Here is a 17,913-nt window from a genome sequence, read left to right as displayed (position 1 = left end):
TAAAAGTGGTTAATATTACCTGGTTTTTAAGTTTACCTTGCCTTCCTCGTTTACATTTGGATTCTGATTAACAGTAAATGAAAAAATTTGCCTGTATTTCCTTGGTTGGAGGGTTTATAATTGGCTTTTCAGCTTGTAAAACTCCAAGTAAGACAACCGTCGATACGCCTGCTTCTCCGCCTCCGGTTCAGGAAGGCTCTGTTTCTAATCCCTGGATGGGTAGTGAAACCTCCGTTGAGTTGCCCAAAGGCGTTTATAGCCCGACTATGGCTGAGTTAAGTGCTATTTTGCCTCATTTTCAAGATGCCACCATGGACCAGTTAAATCAGGGTTTTCAGTTATACACTGCTGGCGCCTGCATCAATTGTCATAAAGCAAAAAATATTTCCAGGCATTCGGTTACGGAGTGGAAGCAAATTATGGACGATATGGCCCAAAAGGCCGAGTTTAATCAGGCCCAAAAGGACGCTGTTTACCGGTATGTATTGAGTATTAAGGCTACTGCCAATACCAGAAATTAGGTTTATTTTTACTAGGCGGGCCCCCTTCGCCCTAAACAAATGCAGTTGAACGCCAAAAACCTGCATCGGGCTTCGGGTCACGCTATCGGCTGTAATCCTCGTCACCCTCCGCCAAAAGGCTGCGGTTGCCTGTGGGTTACTTGCCTCTATCGTTGCCCGAGGTGCAAGCCCAAAGTCTATTGCATGTTCCTAACAATTTAATACTATGCCCGGTTTTGAGCACTACCTTAACCTATTTCCTTAAGATTTTTTTACAGAAATAGTTGGTTATCGTCCGTTGCCGGGCTTGGTAGTTCTAATCTTGTCCAAATCAACCCTTCTGGTGTTTTTAAGTTTGGTAACGGAAGGGTCTTGTCTTGGATTCGTTGGTTTAGCAGCCGGAACGGATTCTTCTTTCTTTCCGGAAGTACTATCCGGTTTGGTTGAATTGGTTTTAGGTTTTAACTCCTGCTTGCCTTGTTCTTTACTTGGTTCCTGTTTTTGCCCGGTTACTTTTTTATTCTCCGTTTGCCGGATCAAAAAGGTAGCCCACAAAATCAAGGGTAACCACATTGGTTTCATGTCTATTTTTTGCCTTTGTATTTCTCCATCGCTTCGTTCATTTCGATGAACAAATCGTTGAGGTAAGCGGCAACTTTGGCATCTTTTAAACCTAGCTTAATTACTTCTTCCCTAAGTTTTTCAGCCTCTTCCGGTGTTTTGAAACCACCTATGGTATATTTTTTCAATCCACCTGTTGTAGTATGCATTTCAACCCCGTAAGTTGCAATTAAAGGAGCAATTTTTTCCAAACCAATTCGTAAACGATATTCGGTTAATTCTACCTTAAATAACAATACATCTTCCTTGGGTTTATTACGCTCCCGTTCCAAAGAATCGTTAATTTCTTTGCGGCGGTTCGTAAATTCAGATGGGTCTCCGGCTAACTTATTCAAATCGGTTGACACCTTGGTTAACTTGGTGGAATTAACACTGAAGGCCTGATCGTAACCTGCCTCTAATAATTGATTCTGACGTGCTTCGGCCTGTTTAAAATCACTGTAGGATCCAATAGTGTAAACCGTTAAACTATCATTGATTTTGGTTTCAACCAAACCTTCAATCGAATTTAATTTGATCATTAAACGATTGGTCATGTTTTTGCCATAGGTTCCAACATGTACGGTGAATTTGGAATTGTCAGGGGCTCCAATTGGACGCATAATCAATTCTTCTGTTACATCCCGTCTTAAGTAAGAAGTGGTATCTTTAGCTGATAGGGAAATTTTGGATTGATCTATAGCCTTACCACTTATATCGGTAACCTGATTTTTCCCGGTATTGGTTTCTTTGTCAAGGTAGTTTGGAATTCCATCTTGGTCGTCATCCAACGGACAGCCATAAGCATCTACTGCAATTAGCTTGGGTGTTCCAAGGCATTTGTCGTATAAGTCAATTACCCCATCCTGGTCGGCATCTTCAGAATTCATGAAGCCAAAATCAGCAAAATAAACTGCCGGAGCTTCTCCAATTTTGGGCTTGTCGCGCAATGGAAAGAAATTGTAAGAAATATTGGCATAGGTATAAAGATAACCATCTTTTCCTTTTTTCCTTTCACTAAGTCCGGAATTGGTTACATAGGTTTGATCTACATTCACATTGTCTCCATCCAAATTGTCTGTAAATGTTAAGTAGTACTGAGAGCCTACTTTAAGGGTGATTTTTTTGGAAATATTAAAGCCAATTCCCATTCCTAAAGGAATAGCAAATGTAGCTTGAGTTTTTCCGTAAGCCTTGGTTTCATAAACAAAATCTCTTACATACGGATTACGCGCCGCAGCTTGTCCTTCAGGAGTATTGTAAATTTCACCATTCGACCAGTAATAATACCGAAATCCATCCGCACCTTTTAAATCTTGGTATACATCGTATTGCATAAAGGAACCTCCAACCAACAAGTATGGATAGAATGCAGTAGGCTTTCCAAAAAGTCCACGGAAATTATAAGTAAAAGAAAGTTGTATGTTTTGAAATTTGGATTGAAAATTACGGTGCAAGCCTCCTTTGTTCTCATTACCACTTAATTGACCTCGCATATAACCCAAGTTCAAATCAAAACTATTGGAAAGGTTGAGTGAAATGCCGGCATCGAAAGCATAACGATTTCCTAACCAGTGAACACCGGGTTCTTGTAAATCAACTACTTCACCAAATGATTTCATAAGCCCTCCACCCAAAAATACCCGGGGGCGGAACTCATATTTGGTAACCAGGTTGCCGTTTTTAGTTCTAACCTTTTTCTCTTTAAAAGGTTTATCTTTAACCTTTTGCTCGGTTTTTACCGGCTCAGCAGCAGGGGTGGCTTGCTGGGCAATAGCATAAAAGGTGAATAGTATGAATAGTACAATAGTGGACAGTCGCTTCATTTGCATCAGTCGTCAAAAAAGGGCAACGAAGGTAGGGAAAAAAGCGATTAATCTGTATATTTTCGACTATTAACCGAAAATTTCAGAAATTATTTTCAACTTAACTCCTTTCTTTTCAATTCAATAATTTCTAAATCAGCTATTTTTCCCATCGATATTGAAAACCTTAAAAGGGTTTTTACCTGGTGCCAGCCATGGTTTCCGGCTGCTCCGGGATTTAGATGCAGCATTTGGTTGTCATGGTCGTACATCACCTTTAAAATATGGGAGTGTCCGCAAATAAACAGTTGAGGCTTGTGTTGCCTGATAAAAGCTAATGCCGCTGAATTGTATTTTCCCGGATAACCACCAATATGGGTCATAGCAACTTTTACCCCTTCAACCTCAAAAACAAGATTGGAAGGTACGAAAGATCGAAGCTCCTGTCCATCAATATTTCCGGTAATTATTCGCAAAGGCTTGAAATTCTGTAGCTCTTCTACCACCGAAACCGTACCAATGTCGCCCGCATGCCATAGTTCATCACAGTTTGCAAAATGTTTGTAAACTGCCGGGTCAACAAACCCATGTGTATCTGAAATTAAACCTACCTTCGTCATTCGATGACCCGCCAAGAATTAATTACGCAAATTAAACAAAAACGGTCCTTCCTTTGCATAGGACTTGATACCGATTTAGAGAAAATTCCTGCACACTTTCTCTCTTGCCAAGATCCCATTTTTGAATTCAACAAAGCCATCGTGGATGCAACCCGCGACCTCTGTGTTGCCTATAAACCAAACCTGGCCTTTTTTGAAACCTATGGTGCTAAAGGCTGGGAAAGCTTTGCCAAAACGGTTGATTATATAGGTAAAAGCCATTTCATTATTGCCGATGCCAAACGAGGCGATATCGGTAATACCTCCGAACGTTACGCCAAAGCATTTTTCGAATCCCTTTCCTGCGATGCTATCACCCTCTCTCCCTACATGGGAAGCGATAGCATCAAACCTTTCCTAAACTTTCCGGGTAAATGGGCCATTTTGCTGGCTTTAACTTCAAACCGCGGTGCCGAAGATTTTGAATTGCTCGAAACTTCCCAAGGTAAAAAAATCTATGAGCAGGTTTTAGAAACCAGCCAATCCTGGGGAACATCATCTAATTTGATGTATGTTGTTGGTGCTACCCGTCCGGAACAATTTAAACAGGTTAGGAAAATGGTGCCTGACCATTTTCTTCTCGTACCCGGGGTAGGTGCACAAGGCGGTAGCCTGCAAGAAGTATGTAAGTACGGACTAAGCCCGGAGGTGGGTTTGCTGATTAATGCCTCACGCTCCATTCTTTACGCATCGCCTCACAACGACTTTGCGGAAAAAGCTCGGACCGAAGCCCAACTCCTTCAATCTGAAATGGAAACTTTGCTGATAGAAAATAAGCTGATTTAAAGACTTAAACCCGCTTCTGCCGATAAGGCTTCGGCTGAACGCTCTATTTTCTTTACCATTTTTTGAAGAACAGTTCCCGGACCACATTCTACAAAACTCGTTGCTCCATCCTTTACCATAGCCTGAATGGTTTGGGTCCACCTCACCGGCGCGGTTAGCTGGTCCACCAAATTTTGCTGAATTCTGATCGGGTCAGTCTCTGCACTGGCATTTACATTTTGATAAATCGGACAACTGGGCGACCGGAAACGGGTGGCTTGAATGGCCTTTTCCAACTCCATTCTTGCAGGTTCCATCAATGGTGAATGAAAGGCTCCCCCTACATTTAATACAATGGTTAATTTGGCACCAGCCAGTTTTAACTGCTCTATCGCCAGATCTATACCAGCCTTACTTCCACTAATTACTAATTGTCCGGGTGTGTTGTAATTGGCAGGTACAACTATTTCGGAAGTGATTCCAGCACATATTTTTTCTACCACTTCATCCTCCATTCCAATAATGGCTGCCATAGTGGATGGATTTATTTCACAAGCTTTTTGCATGGCAATTGCCCGCTTGGAAACCAAGGCCAAGGCATCTTCAAATTGCAATACCCCATTTGCTACCAATGCCGAAAACTCTCCCAACGAATGCCCGGCAACCATGTCGGGTTTGAACGAATCGCCCAACAGCTTGGCCACAACCACCGAATGTAAAAAAATGGCCGGTTGGGTTACCTTGGTTTGTTTTAAATCCTCCTCACTGCCTTCAAACATCTGCTCGGTTAGTTTGAAACCAAGAATTTCGTCGGCCTGCAACATCAATTGTTTGGCTAAATCGTATTGTAAATACAGGTTTTTGGCCATTCCCGGAAATTGGGAACCTTGACCTGGAAAAAGATAGGCTTTCATGGGGGACGAAATTAGAAGGATATTTTTAATCTGGTTTTAATTTGGTGAAAATCTAACTTTTATCCTCAAAGCAAAGTAGTTGCTAAGCCTTTGTCAATGAGGTCGTTTCAATATTATTCGCATTTCCTGATATCCGACTTCATCCCGGTCTAACATCAACATGGCAATTGCACTAGGAAGTTTGGGCAGACTTAACAGCCAGGTTGCCGGATTGTTCTCCTGTTTGTAAACAAGTGCCCATTACCCTTGCACTGGCAATGGCCTTAGTGTCGGCCGAAATAGATCGTCCGGCAAAAAATAGATTGTCCAAACTTTCGGCCTCAAGCACTTTATCCTCAATGGTATAATAATCGCCCCATTCCGGATATTCCAATTGTACCCTTTTTCCGCTTTCCCAAATTTCAACCGGCCAGGTCCCTCTGGAATAAGGCCCTTCTTTCTTTATCCCACCTGTTACGTCTTCCGCGGTCAGTACCTTCTTTCCTTTATTTCTAGCCTCCGTTCTTATTCCAACCTTACTCGCAATTTCTGCTACCCGGGTGTTTTTAAATACCGGAGCATATTTTCGCATCACTTCGGCTAAAAGCATGGCATTGCGAACGCCTTCCTCTTTTAATGAAGTTTCTGAACTTCCTGGCATCATTACCTTACTTAGCACCGGCACCTTTACCCAAAATCTATTCGTTTCTACTACCCCTGGTATAATCGATGCCAAAGCAATTGCAGGTGAAAGTAAGCCCTCCATTTCAGCTTTTCGCAAGGCATATATCCATTCTAAATGTGGATTGCTGTCTCCCGTTTCCATCGAAAATGCAACCGATAAATGGGCCTGCTGAGGATTAGGTTCTTCAAGGATAGGTAAATGCTGTGTGAAGGAAGTTTGGGCATTTCCTCCCGCATCTACCACGGCTTTGGTTTCAATTTTTCTGCTATTTCCCAACTCTATTTGGGTAATTCTTGAACCACTTATTCCATATCGAACAACTGTGCTGTTCAAGGCAATTTCTAACCGGCACTCGCTTAAGTAGTTTTGCATTACTTGTCTCATAGCATCCAATCGGTAAGGTAAATAGGCCAATCCATCGGGTTGGCTAACCGCTTCATACCCTGAAAGACCTTGTACCCGTTTGGCAAATTCAGCCATAAATCCTTCCGAACAGAAATTAAAGTCCTGATCTCTTCTACGGTAATACAAACCACACAAGGTTCCAACATACGATTGGGTCGCTTTCCCGCCAATAGCTTCTGTTTTTTCTACCACTAAAACCCTGGCTCCCTGGCGCACTGCAGTAGTGGCTGCTGCTAAACCTGCTACCCCACATCCTAAGACAACCACATCAAAATGTTCCACCTTTTAATTTTTTTTTCAAACCGATTAAACCTTTTTATTCACCTTTGCTCAAAGCACAAATTTGCAAAACTTTATTCAATGAAAACCACGATTAAAAACACCTTGATAGTTGCGGCAATTCTTTCAGTTACGGCTGTTGCCTGTAAAAGAGATCGCGATAACGACACTACCTCTTCTCAAGATAATACACTAGCCGAGTCTAGTTATGATGAAGCCAACGACCTGGCCGATCAAGTTGCAAAAACCGGTAATGTGGAACTAAAGTTGGAAGAAGAGGCTTCCATTCTTTCTGCCTGTGCTACCGTAACCCGTGATACTACTACTGAACCTAAAACCATGACAATCGACTTCGGCTCTAGCAATTGCTTGTGCAGCGATGGCAAAACCCGTCGTGGCAAAATTTTGGTTTCCTATACCGGAAAATACAGAGAACCGGGCGCTCACATTGAAATAGGTTTCGAAGATTATTATATAAACGATAACCATATTGAAGGTAGCCGAGTAGTTGATAACGAGGGTTTTAATGCCGATAGCAACATCGTTTTTCACGTGGTTGTTGATGGAACGGTAACCAAAGCCGATGGAAGTGTAATTACCTGGACTTGTGATAAAACCCGTGAATGGGTTGCCGGATATGAAACCAATACCAGAACCGACGATGTGTATGAAGTTTCCGGAACGGCATCAGGGGTTCGAGCTAATGGCACAGCCTTTACTGCTACAACAGTTACTCCTCTAACCCGTAAAGTTTCCTGCCAGGAGTTTGTAAGTGGCGAATTAAGCCTGGTTCCTTCAGGAAAGCCCGAGCGTTTGATTAATTTCGGAAGCGGCGATTGCGACGGTGAAGCCACAGTAACCATCAACGGAAACGATTATACCATTCAGTTACACTAAAGATTTTCTTTCCACCATAACCTCGCCGGGGGCTGCGTAAGTAGTTCCCGGTTTTTTTGTGCCTATTCGAAACTGGTTTCCAAATGGTACAAGGGGAAAACCACCGACTTGGAAGGTGGGATAGAATTTGTTTGAATCAATTTTAGTTTTGTTTTTTGGCGGGTCCCATTCGCCATCCAACTTTTGTTGGAATCCTGACTTTTTGCTAGGCTCATGGTCGGGCTTTCGGCTGTAATCCTCGTAGCCCTCCGCCAAAGGCTGCGGGCTCCTGTGGGTTACTTGCCTCAATCCCTACCCGACGGAACCCCACCAATCCTGCAAGGAATAAGATCCTGCGCCGAATAGGTATGAAAAATATCCCAAGCTCCAACTTGTAAATTGGTTGAAAATCCTTAGCTTCGCCCCAAATTTAACCAATACATGAAAAAACTATTACCCTCATTATTAGCTTTGTGTGTACCGGCATTGGTTTCGGCACAAATTACCATCGATCAAACGGATTTTCCTGCCGTTGGTGATTTGTATTTCGAAGCTACCGACACTATGCCCTCTGCTTCCATTGATTTGGGTTCCGGCAGCAGCAGCAGTCAATCCTGGAACTTCACCTCCCTATCTCAACATCGTTTAGATACCTTGGCTTTTTTAAGTCCTTCGGCAGTTCCCAATGGCGACCAATTCCCAACAGCCGATATGGCCATGACCCAAATGGGTGGTTATGCTTTCGCAACCATTAGCTCATCCGAAGTAGAAATTATGGGCTTTTCGGGCGATTTCCAAGGCTTGGGTTTCGTTTTGCAAATTCCTTTCGACGATCCTCAAACTCTGGTAAAACTTCCAACTACCTTGGGAACCAACTTTATGGATACTTACCATTTTCGCAAAGCATTTAAATTAACAGGTACTTATGCCAGCTTTGTCGACTCAGCCATGATAGTTCATACCGGACACTCCAGCTCTGTTGTTGATGCCTTTGGTACCCTAACCGGTCCATTGGGCCAATTCGAAGTGTTGAGAAATCAAACAACCGATTGGACAACCGACAGTGTTTTCATTAAAGGTGGTTTATTTGGTCCACAAACCTGGGGATTGGCTAATTTTCAACAATTTGGTCAAAACATCCCCAACCCGATTGTAGATTCTACCATTACCTATGATTTTCTTGAAAAATCATTTGGTTACACCATGGTTAGAATGATTACAGATAAAGGTACCGGTGAGCGCACTTCGGCCCGTTTTTTAGTAAATCCTGAAAGTGTTTCTGATTTAAATTCCTATGTTTCTGTGTTAGTTTATCCTAACCCTGCCACCGATTTTATGTATGTTGAACTTGGTCAAACCAATCGCGCAATTGCTAAAATATCTAACCTAAATGGTCAGTTGTTAAGTGAAATTACCTTGACTGAAGGTAAGAATGAAATTGCTACAAGTGGCTTAAACAGTGGACTTTACCTCCTTCAAGTACAAACAGAAGATGGTAAGAATTTACTAAACAGTAAAATTTCTGTTTCAAGATAAGAAAAAGCGTTTACTTTTGCCGCCTCTAATAAGCAAGGTCGCGTGGCCGAGCGGCTAGGCAGAAGTCTGCAAAACTTCGTACAGCGGTTCAAATCCGCTCGCGACCTCCAAAAAACCCTGAAGTAATTCGGGGTTTTTTGTTTTTTGCTTTTCCATCATTTTTTTGACCAAATCAACAGTGGTTCGGTTATCACGAGTTCGGTAGGCAAACCTGAACCAATGGAAACCCTCTTGTACCTCCCGAGCCCAAGTTCAAATTGTAAACAGTTTGGGTTTGCACCCCGGGCAACGATAGAGCCAGGTAGCCCACAGGAGCCCGACGGCGTTAGCCTAGGGTGACGAGGACTACAGGCGATAGCGTGACCCGAACGCCATTGCAGAAAGGAAGAGGTGATGCAGGCAATTAATAGGCGGAGGGGGCCCGCCAAATAAAAACCTGGTTTATCAAAATGGAAATTCTAAAAACAGAATGGTTATCAACTATTTTAGAATGAATCCGGATGGGGATAAAACATGGGAAATCCTTATTTTTAGGACAATTCAAATTTTTCTAAAGTAAAAAGAACCTTAGCAAAATGACAACTTTGAGTTAAATTCTGCCGTCGGTGGATAAATTCCTAAATTCCGTTAAAATCTATACCTTATTTTTGTCGGCTCAACACATCTGTAATGAAGAAAATTTTTACTACCTTATTCGCTGTATCTTTGGCTTCCTTAGCTTCAGCACAATGCACCCAATTGTTCATTTCTGAATACATTGATGGTGATGGAAATGACAAGGCTTTGGAGATTTATAATCCAACTAATCAACCAATTAGCCTTACCGGATACTTTATTAGACGTTATAGCAATGGTAGCACGGCTTATACTGCCGGTGGCGAACTTGCACTATCAGGAACAATTGCTCCAAATGATGTTTGGGTTATTGTAAACGGACAAACCACCGGAACAGCAAGCTCTCCTGCTTGTAGTCCGGCGTTACAAGCTTTGGCAGACCAGTTGGATGGAGCTTATCCTGCACCAACTTATATGAATGGTGACGATGCCGTGGTTTTGGAATTTGGTACTGAAAAAGTGGATATCTTCGGTAAAATTGGTGAAGATCCCGGTACTGCTTGGACCAATGAATACCCATATACCGATGCTCAAGGTGCTTGGATTACCAAGGATCATACCATGCGTCGTAAGGCCGGTGTTGATCGTGGTGTTGCCACCAACCCTGATTTTTTTGATCCATTGGCTGAATATGATACCTTGGTAGTAAACACCTGGGATGGTTTAGGAACTCATGACTGTGTTTGTGCTACCGGAATTAAAGAAAGTAGCAAACATTTTGTTTCTGTGTTCCCAAATCCGTCTAATAACACAGAAGTTACCCTTTCCACTAAAAATAAAGTTACCCGTGTTGAGCTTGTTGATCGCTCAGGTAAAGTAGTTGCTAGTTTCATGAACAACGAAGCCTACCTAAGCGGAATGCAATTTTCTACCGTAGGAATTGACAAAGGTTTATACATTGTAAAAGCCTATTTCGACCAAAATACGATTGGATACAGCAAGTTATCCATTAACTAATCTAGCCCCATTTGAAGGCACTGGAACCTAAATCCGGTGCCTTTTTTGTTTTTCTATGTCTCATCTTATGGATTTCAAAAAGTTTGTTTTAGCAACCATTTTATTCCTGGCTTCAGGAGTTTATGTTTTTGCACAAGGAGTATTAAAAGGGACGGTAAAAAACCTCACCACCGGGGAAACTCTCATTGGTGCAACCGTATCTTATGGTCCAGGCAAAGGAACTACCACGGATTTGGATGGGAATTATTCCATCGATTTGCCCGATGGCGAATACGAAATTAGTATTTCCTATGTAGGATTTACGCCCAAAGTTCAAAAGGTTAAAATAAGCGGAAAACCTTATTTGTTAGATGCCTCCTTAGAGCCTACCCAACTGCAAGAGGTGGAGGTAGTGGCAGATGTTGCTCGCAGCCGTGAAACCCCTATTGCTTTTACAAACTTAAGCGGAGCCCGAATTCAGGAAGAATCAGCCTCCAGGGATTTGCCTATGGTGTTGAATTCCACCCCGGGTGTTTATGCTACAGAACAAGGTGGTGGTATGGGTGACAGCCGCATCAATATTCGCGGATTTGACCAACGAAACGTGGCTGTTATGGTAGACGGTGTTCCGGTAAACGATATGGAAAACGGACAAGTTTTTTGGAGCAATTGGGATAACCTGGGGGATATTACCCGTACCATGCAGGTACAGCGTGGTTTAGGAGCCTCCAAATTGGCTATTCCCAGCGTTGGTGGAACTATCAATATTATGACCAAAGGTATTGATAGCAAAAAAGGCGGATACGTTAAACAGGAAGTGGGAAACAATGCCATGTTTCGTACTAGCTTTGGTTTTAACTCCGGTCGTTTGAAAGGCGGTTGGGGAATTACCTTGGCAGGTAGTTACAAGCAAGGACAAGGCTGGACGGACAAAACCGATTTTCAGGCATGGGGGTATTTTCTAAAGATTCAAAAGGAATTCAAAAATCAAATGTTGACCTTTTCGGTAAGTGGAGCCCCACAAACCCATGGTCAACGTTCGTTCCGGTTGCCGGTTGCCGTTTATAGCACCCAACTAGCCGAAAAACTTGGAATAAGTAGTCATCAGATAGATAGCACACTGAACAGTTCTGATAATTATAGCAGTTCATTTATTGGCGATCGTGGACTTCGGTACAATGCAGGATGGGGAATTTATACCGATGAAAATGGTGTTCGACATGAATTAAATCCCAGTCAGAATATTTACCATAAACCTCAATTTAACCTGAGTCATTTTTGGACACCCAATGAGAAATTCACCTGGAGCAATGTGGCTTATTTATCCATTGGTCGTGGAGGAGGAGAAGCTTTTGTAAGTACCAGCGGTTATCCAAGGGATTCTGCTACCGGAGCATTTAACTTAACTCCGATGTATGAACAAAATTCAACTTACATCAATACCGGTTATGATACCACCTTGACCATGAGTAATAAGAATGGTATTATACGCCGCTCTGTAAACAACCATTTTTGGTATGGTTTGCTATCAACTTTGAATTATAATCCTATCAAGCGTTTAAGTATTATGGGAGGATTAGACATACGAAGCTATAAAGGAACCCATTATCAGGAGATTGCCAATTTGTTTGGCGGGGATTATTATATTGGAGATAAAAACAATCTGGAGCCAAGACCTTTGGGGCCCGGAGACCCCAACATCTCCTACCGCAAAAAAACAGTTGGTGACAAAATCAATTATTACAATGATGGAATTATACGTTGGTTTGGTGCTTTTGCACAAGGAGAATATAAAGGAAGCAATTTTACGGTATTTCTTAATGGTTCTTTTTCTATGACCGGCTATAAACGGGTAGATTACTTCCGTAAAAAGGATCTGGTTTTATCCGATACTACCTTGGAGGAGGCGGTAGGTTGGGGCGATACCCTAGCCTATAATGGCAATAATTACACCATTGAATCGAAAGAAGCCAGATACAACACTCAGGATTGGCGCTGGTTTCCGGGCTTTACCGTAAAAATGGGAGCTAACTATAACCTGGATGAGAATAACAGCATTTTTATGAATGCCGGACTATTGAGCATTGCTCCTAGATACTCTCAGTTTTATTCGAACACTTCCAATTTGTCATTCCCGGATGTTAAGCAACAAATGATCAAAGCAGTGGAATTGGGGTACGGGCTTAAATTAAAGAAACATGCCTTAAATGCCAACCTATACTATACTTACTGGACCAATAAACCACCTGCCAGCATTCCAACCATCAACATAGCTGGAGACAGCTATTCTTATGTGTTGCAAGGTATAAATACTCAAAGTATTGGATTGGAAATAGATGCCACCGGTTACATTGTAAAGAAATTGCAATATGAAGTTATGGCTTCTATTGCAGACTGGACTTACCGGGGAAATGGCTTAGCTTATTTGTATAGTTCAGGTACTGAAGTTATTGTTGACACCCTGCGTCCCGTTACCAATGGAATACATACCGGGGATGCCGCTCAATTACAAGCCGCATTTTCATTGAGGTATGAACCAATTAAAGGGGGATATTTAAAATTCCGATTTAATTACTTTGGAAACAATTACTCAACCTTTGACCCGCTTACTTTAATCAAGTATGATGATGGTACGGGTAATATCATCAACAATGAAGGCCGAGATTCCTGGAAAATTCCGGATTATTACTATTTGGAATTGCATGCAGGATATAAATTCAAACTCTGGAAACTAGTCTTAAATGCCAATGCAAGCGTTATCAACCTATTAAACCAAAGTTATATAACTGATGCGGTAAATGGCGGTAATTTTGACGCTGCTTCTGCTACAGTTTTTGTTGCTCAAGGACGCAGATATACCATTGGACTCAAAATCGAATTCTAACTTTTTAATCAATACATATGCTAAAACGTTTATTTACTGCGGCAATCCTAAGTTTTTCCGCAGGTGCTTTTGCCCAGGCTCCTCTGCCAACTTCGTATAATTTCGAAGGCTTTGCAGGGCAATCCAGCCTTTCTGCCGGTTGGACTACCAACATAACCGGTACTTATACCTATACCACTGGTCAGTCGGGGGTTTCCGGTAAAATTGACCTTCAAGGCGAATACATTGGGGTTCAAACAAACGACCCAATGGGCGTAGTTACTTACTACCTGAAAGGATCTACCTCCAATGGTGCAGCCTGGCAAGGAACTTTTACTTTGGAAGAGTCTACAAATGGTAGCAACTGGACAGCACTTACCACATTTTCCAACAACCTGAATGCGAACAACTTTGTTCAATACACCGCTAATCCTAATGCCGCCAGTCGTTACATCCGTTGGTTCTTTACCGCAAAATCATCCGGAAGCAATGTGGCCATTGATGAAATTAGCATCGCTCAGGCAGTTGTTACTTCACAAGAGATTAACGTGAAACAAAACGGATCTACTATCTTCTCCGGTGGAACTTCTGCTCCTTTCTCTTCCAATGTTTCAACGCCTCTAACAGTGAATTTTACTGTTGAAAACCAAGGAACTCAACAAAGTTTATCTCTTAGCGGAGTTAACTTTTCAGGTCCGGCAGCTTCTGATTTTTCTGTTAGCTCACCAAGTTTTCCTGCTACGGTTTCTCCTTCCGGCAATACTACTTTAGCCGTAACCTTTACTCCATCTGCTGCCGGAACTCGTTCGGCTGTGATGACCATTGCAAATAACGATGCCGATGAAGGTTCTTATGTGATTAACCTTTTTGGGGTGGGTGGAGAATATGCTACCGAACCAGCGGCTCAAGCTACCGGTTTAAGTTTTTCAAATGTGAAAGCGTATCGTTACACAGCCAACTTTACTGCAGCCTCTTCTGCTCCAACCGGTTATTTGGTGTTGCGTAAAATTGGTTCTGCAGTAACTGAAACCCCTGTGGATGGTACTTTTTATACACGTGGTGATGCCATTGGTGGTGCTAAAGTTGTAAGTGTTGGTTCGGCAACTTCCGTTGTTCCTACCTACAACGTTGCCAATACCGATTATTACTTTGCTGTTTATGCCTACAACGGCACCGGAGCGGTTGTAAATTACCTGCAATCCAACCCTTTAACCGGTTCTGTAACCACAACAGGTGCTAACCCGGGCAGCTATTACAATGGTGTTGATCCTTCTGCCTCCACCTTCGTGAATGACCTGCAAGCTGTAATTAACCCACATACTTCTATTTTCTATGGAAATTACGACGAAACCATGGTTCGTTTGTTTTCCTCCCGCGATACTACCAACGGACAAAAAGTGGTAACCTGTGTATATTCCGGTTTAAACCAAGTTTATTCTGAACCATTTGATTGGACAACAGCAGACTTCAGTCGGGAGCATACCTATTGCCATGATTGGATGCCAACTAACCCGGCCGACAATCCTGAACTACCGGAATACAATGATCAACACCACATCTTTCCGGCTAAGTTCACTGATGTAAACGAAACCAGAAGCAATTTGCCATTGGATAATGTAGCTACCGTGGTAAGTACCTTCCAAGATGCCACCTATGGTAAAAATTCTTCCGGGAAAAATGTTTTTGAACCTCGCGATAGCCATAAAGGTGATGCTGCTAGAGCCTTGTTTTATATGTGTGCCGCTTACAATGGCGAAAGTGGAAACTCCTGGACTTTGCCTCATGCCGCTATATATGAAAACCAAAATGTATTGCGTCAATGGCATTTCCAAGATCCACCGGATGCCTGGGAAATTGCCCGCAATGAATTCCTTGATTCTTTACAAGGAAACCGGAATCCTTTTATTGATAATCCTGATTGGGTTTGTCACATCGACTTCTTTACCATGAATTATATCGCAAACCCAGGTACCGCACCTTGCGAATTTACCGATGTAGAAACCCCAAGTTTATTGGATAATCAATTGGCAGTTTTCCCTAACCCAAGTAAAGCCTTTTTAAACATTTCCCTAAATGTAGATCAATACCAACCTGTTCAAATTCAGTTGTGCGACTTGCTTGGTAAAGTAGTTCTGCAAGGAAATTACAAAGCCTCTAAAGGAAATAACCAATACTCCTTTAATACCGAAAACCTAACTCCTGGACAATACTTGGTAAAAATCACTTCGGGTGATTCAGCTATTGTGAAAAACTGGATTAAGGAATAATTTTTACAAGACTTTTGGAACACTAATGGGTGTTCCTTTTTCGCGAATCCGAAAATGGATGGAATCAAAACCAACCATTTTCGGATTCTTTTTTCCACCTTTGCATCATGAAGCAATTATCGATTATTATGCCTTGCTACCAAAGTGCAGGCTATTTCGATACCCTCATTCAGGAAATGACGGACTTGCTTCCTGCCCTTGAAAAGCTCATTCAGGTGGAGTTTGTTTTGGTAGATGATGGCTCTACCGACCATACTTTTCAGGAAATATTGCGCTTTAAGTCCATCTTTCCCAAAACAAAAGCCATTCAGTTGCGTGCAAATTATGGAGCACACAATGCTTTTTTAGCCGGACTTACCCATGCAGAAGGTGATTGCTTTGCCATTTTGCATCCGGATCTTCAGGATCCCCCGCAACACTTATTAAAAATGATTCCCTTGTGGCAGCAAGGAAATGCCTGGGTCATTGGTCAACGAGCCCAACGCAAGGATAAGGTATTGGACCGCTTTTTCGCTTCAGTTTACCACAGCCTGATTCATACCATTGCACTTCCTCAAAGTCCTCCGGGTAGTTACGACCTGATTTTATTCGATAAGCAGATTCGAGATAAATTGGTTGAATTGCAAGAAACCAATGTTAGTCAGGTATACCTGATTGCTTCATTCAAATTTCCTTACCAAATAATTCCCATTTCTCGACTTGAAAACAAATTGGGAAAATCAACCTGGACCTTTCAGAAAAAGGCTAAACTGTTTATGGATTCTTTGGTGGGCTTCTCCTATTTTCCAATCCAACTCCTTAGTTTCTTGGCTATGTTGTTGGGTTTGGTATTTTTTGTTCTAACTATTAGTAATTTCATTTATTGGTTCCAATCAGGAAGTTTGTCTATCAGCCGGGTTATAATTTGGATAGTTTCTACCTTTGCCTTTGTTCTGGGTGCAATGTTGGCTATTGTAGGCGAATACCTCTGGCGAGCCATCGAATTGAACCGGAAGAGACCAGCTTATTTTGTTCAATCATTCATTGATTATTAAAACATGAAAAACACGGGATTTGTTGAAATGCAAGGATTTCGCCAACCATTGTTGTGGCTTGCATTAATTGGTTTAGAAGGGCTTCTGTTGTACGCCAATTATTCCCAGTTGGTGTTGAATCAACCCATTGGTGACCATCCGGTTTCTAATGGAACCTTACTTGGTTTTTTATTCCTTTTTACTTTTCTACTTTTCCTTTTGTGGTCCGTTAAGCTCATGACTAAAATCGATGAAACCGGTATTTATTACAGGTTTAGCATTTTTCAAAGGAAATTTAAGTTTCAAAGTTGGAGTGAAGTGAAATTTTGTTCTGTTCGTACCTTCAGTCCACTTCGTGAATATGGTGGTTGGGGTATTCGCTGGGGCGGTAAAAGTGGAATGGCATACACCGTTTCCGGTAATCAGGGTTTGCAACTGGTATTGAAAGACCAAACACAACTCTTAATTGGTACCAAGGAAAGTGACCAATTGAAAAACTACCTTGAATCCATTCACCAATGGAAGGAAGCCGGTCAAAACCCATCTTAGATCCTATAATCCTATTTAATCGCCATGCCAACCGGTATGCCGATTTGTACATGGATGTATCGGCCTATGAAGCTAGCCTTCATTTTCTGCTTCAATTGCTACATCCTAACCAAATACATGTTTTGGACTTGGGCTGCGGTCCGGCTAATCTTTCCGGATACCTCTACCGGGCTAATCCCAAGTTCCATATTGTTGGAATAGACGCAGCCCCATCTATGGTGGACTTAGCTAAAATGCAATTACCCAATGGTTCATTTTGGGTAGGCGATATCCGTTCCCTGCCACCTTTTACAACCTCCTTTGATTTGGTTTTGTTAGGTTTTATAGCACCCTATTTATCGCCTTCCGAACTTCGTGCCCTGCTAGTTGAACTTGCCGGAATTCTAAAAGACGGATCCTTGATTTACCTCAGCACTATGGAAGCCAAACAGGAGAAATCTGCTGTAGTTAGCAATAGTATGGGTGAACAAACGATTCAGTATTTTTATTCCGAACAGGAACTCCTGAATCTTTTTAGGGAATTAAGTTTTGAAACCAGACATACCTTGCGCATTCCAATTGTGCATCCGGAAGGTAAGTCGGATAATGATTTGGTTTTGATTTTACAAAAGGGATAAACTGCATTCCTGTAAGTGTTGTAGTGTAGGTGTCAGCATCCTTTTTCTTG

The 17,913-nt window shown here is 42.1% G+C and carries 15 protein-coding genes and 1 tRNA gene; 11 read left to right on the top strand and 5 right to left on the bottom strand.

Annotation, left to right across the window (positions count from 1 at the left end; translation table 11 throughout):
* Positions 1 to 77 precede the first annotated feature (77 nt).
* Positions 78 to 521, top strand: a complete 444-nt coding sequence (locus tag K1X82_03825) for a hypothetical protein (protein ID MBX7181219.1) — start codon at positions 78 to 80, stop codon at positions 519 to 521.
* Positions 522 to 788: 267 nt separating this feature from the next.
* Here K1X82_03825 and K1X82_03820 read toward each other — a convergent pair whose 3' ends face one another.
* The 3 genes from K1X82_03820 to K1X82_03810 all read right to left on the bottom strand — a co-directional run bounded on the left by K1X82_03820 (position 789) and on the right by K1X82_03810 (position 3,525).
* Complete coding sequence (locus tag K1X82_03820; protein ID MBX7181218.1) at positions 789 to 1,082, bottom strand: hypothetical protein; 294 nt, start codon at positions 1,080 to 1,082, stop codon at positions 789 to 791.
* Positions 1,083 to 1,084: 2 nt separating this feature from the next.
* Positions 1,085 to 2,926, bottom strand: coding sequence for a hypothetical protein (locus K1X82_03815; protein MBX7181217.1), 1,842 nt, complete (start codon positions 2,924 to 2,926; stop codon positions 1,085 to 1,087).
* 95 nt (positions 2,927 to 3,021) lie between these two features.
* Positions 3,022 to 3,525, bottom strand: coding sequence for a metallophosphatase family protein (locus K1X82_03810; protein ID MBX7181216.1), 504 nt, complete (start codon positions 3,523 to 3,525; stop codon positions 3,022 to 3,024).
* Between the two features lie 3 nt (positions 3,526 to 3,528).
* On the opposite strand from K1X82_03810, the gene pyrF reads away from it, so the two are divergent.
* Positions 3,529 to 4,350, top strand: a complete 822-nt coding sequence (pyrF, locus tag K1X82_03805) for an orotidine-5'-phosphate decarboxylase (GenBank protein ID MBX7181215.1) — start codon at positions 3,529 to 3,531, stop codon at positions 4,348 to 4,350.
* Here the strand turns inward: pyrF and fabD are convergent.
* Together fabD and K1X82_03795 are read right to left on the bottom strand one after the other, a co-directional pair.
* Entirely contained in the window at positions 4,347 to 5,243 is an 897-nt protein-coding gene (gene fabD, locus K1X82_03800; protein MBX7181214.1) for an ACP S-malonyltransferase, read from the bottom strand. The genes pyrF and fabD overlap by 4 nt on opposite strands.
* 172 nt (positions 5,244 to 5,415) lie before the next feature.
* Positions 5,416 to 6,594 (bottom strand): FAD-dependent oxidoreductase, encoded by a 1,179-nt coding sequence (locus K1X82_03795; GenBank protein ID MBX7181213.1) that lies wholly within the window; start codon positions 6,592 to 6,594, stop codon positions 5,416 to 5,418.
* Between the two features lie 78 nt (positions 6,595 to 6,672).
* Between K1X82_03795 and K1X82_03790 the strand changes: the two genes are divergently transcribed.
* From K1X82_03790 to K1X82_03750, 9 genes are all read left to right on the top strand, one after another.
* Positions 6,673 to 7,488 (top strand): hypothetical protein, encoded by an 816-nt coding sequence (locus K1X82_03790; GenBank protein MBX7181212.1) that lies wholly within the window; start codon positions 6,673 to 6,675, stop codon positions 7,486 to 7,488.
* A gap of 420 nt (positions 7,489 to 7,908) precedes the next feature.
* Entirely contained in the window at positions 7,909 to 9,003 is a 1,095-nt protein-coding gene (locus K1X82_03785; GenBank protein MBX7181211.1) for a T9SS type A sorting domain-containing protein, read from the top strand.
* 36 nt (positions 9,004 to 9,039) lie between these two features.
* Positions 9,040 to 9,113: transfer RNA gene (locus K1X82_03780), tRNA-Cys, on the top strand.
* Between the two features lie 559 nt (positions 9,114 to 9,672).
* On the top strand, positions 9,673 to 10,575 hold the full coding sequence (locus tag K1X82_03775) for a lamin tail domain-containing protein (GenBank protein MBX7181210.1): 903 nt from the start codon (positions 9,673 to 9,675) through the stop codon (positions 10,573 to 10,575).
* A 55-nt stretch (positions 10,576 to 10,630) separates the two neighbouring features.
* Positions 10,631 to 13,438, top strand: a complete 2,808-nt coding sequence (locus tag K1X82_03770; GenBank protein MBX7181209.1) for a TonB-dependent receptor — start codon at positions 10,631 to 10,633, stop codon at positions 13,436 to 13,438.
* 17 nt (positions 13,439 to 13,455) lie between these two features.
* Positions 13,456 to 15,684 (top strand): endonuclease, encoded by a 2,229-nt coding sequence (locus tag K1X82_03765; GenBank protein MBX7181208.1) that lies wholly within the window; start codon positions 13,456 to 13,458, stop codon positions 15,682 to 15,684.
* 107 nt (positions 15,685 to 15,791) lie between these two features.
* On the top strand, positions 15,792 to 16,718 hold the full coding sequence (locus K1X82_03760; protein ID MBX7181207.1) for a glycosyltransferase: 927 nt from the start codon (positions 15,792 to 15,794) through the stop codon (positions 16,716 to 16,718).
* Positions 16,719 to 16,721: 3 nt separating this feature from the next.
* Positions 16,722 to 17,246 carry a hypothetical protein gene (locus K1X82_03755; protein ID MBX7181206.1) on the top strand — a complete coding sequence of 175 codons (525 nt, stop codon included), beginning with the start codon at positions 16,722 to 16,724 and terminating at the stop codon, positions 17,244 to 17,246.
* On the top strand, positions 17,216 to 17,863 hold the full coding sequence (locus K1X82_03750; protein MBX7181205.1) for a methyltransferase domain-containing protein: 648 nt from the start codon (positions 17,216 to 17,218) through the stop codon (positions 17,861 to 17,863). The genes K1X82_03755 and K1X82_03750 overlap by 31 nt, the downstream gene beginning before the upstream one ends.
* The last annotated feature ends 50 nt before the right edge of the window (positions 17,864 to 17,913 follow it).

Source organism: Bacteroidia bacterium (assembly GCA_019695265.1).
Lineage (GTDB): Bacteria > Bacteroidota > Bacteroidia > JAIBAJ01 > JAIBAJ01 > JAIBAJ01.
This window is presented reverse-complemented; position numbering and strand designations above follow the sequence as displayed.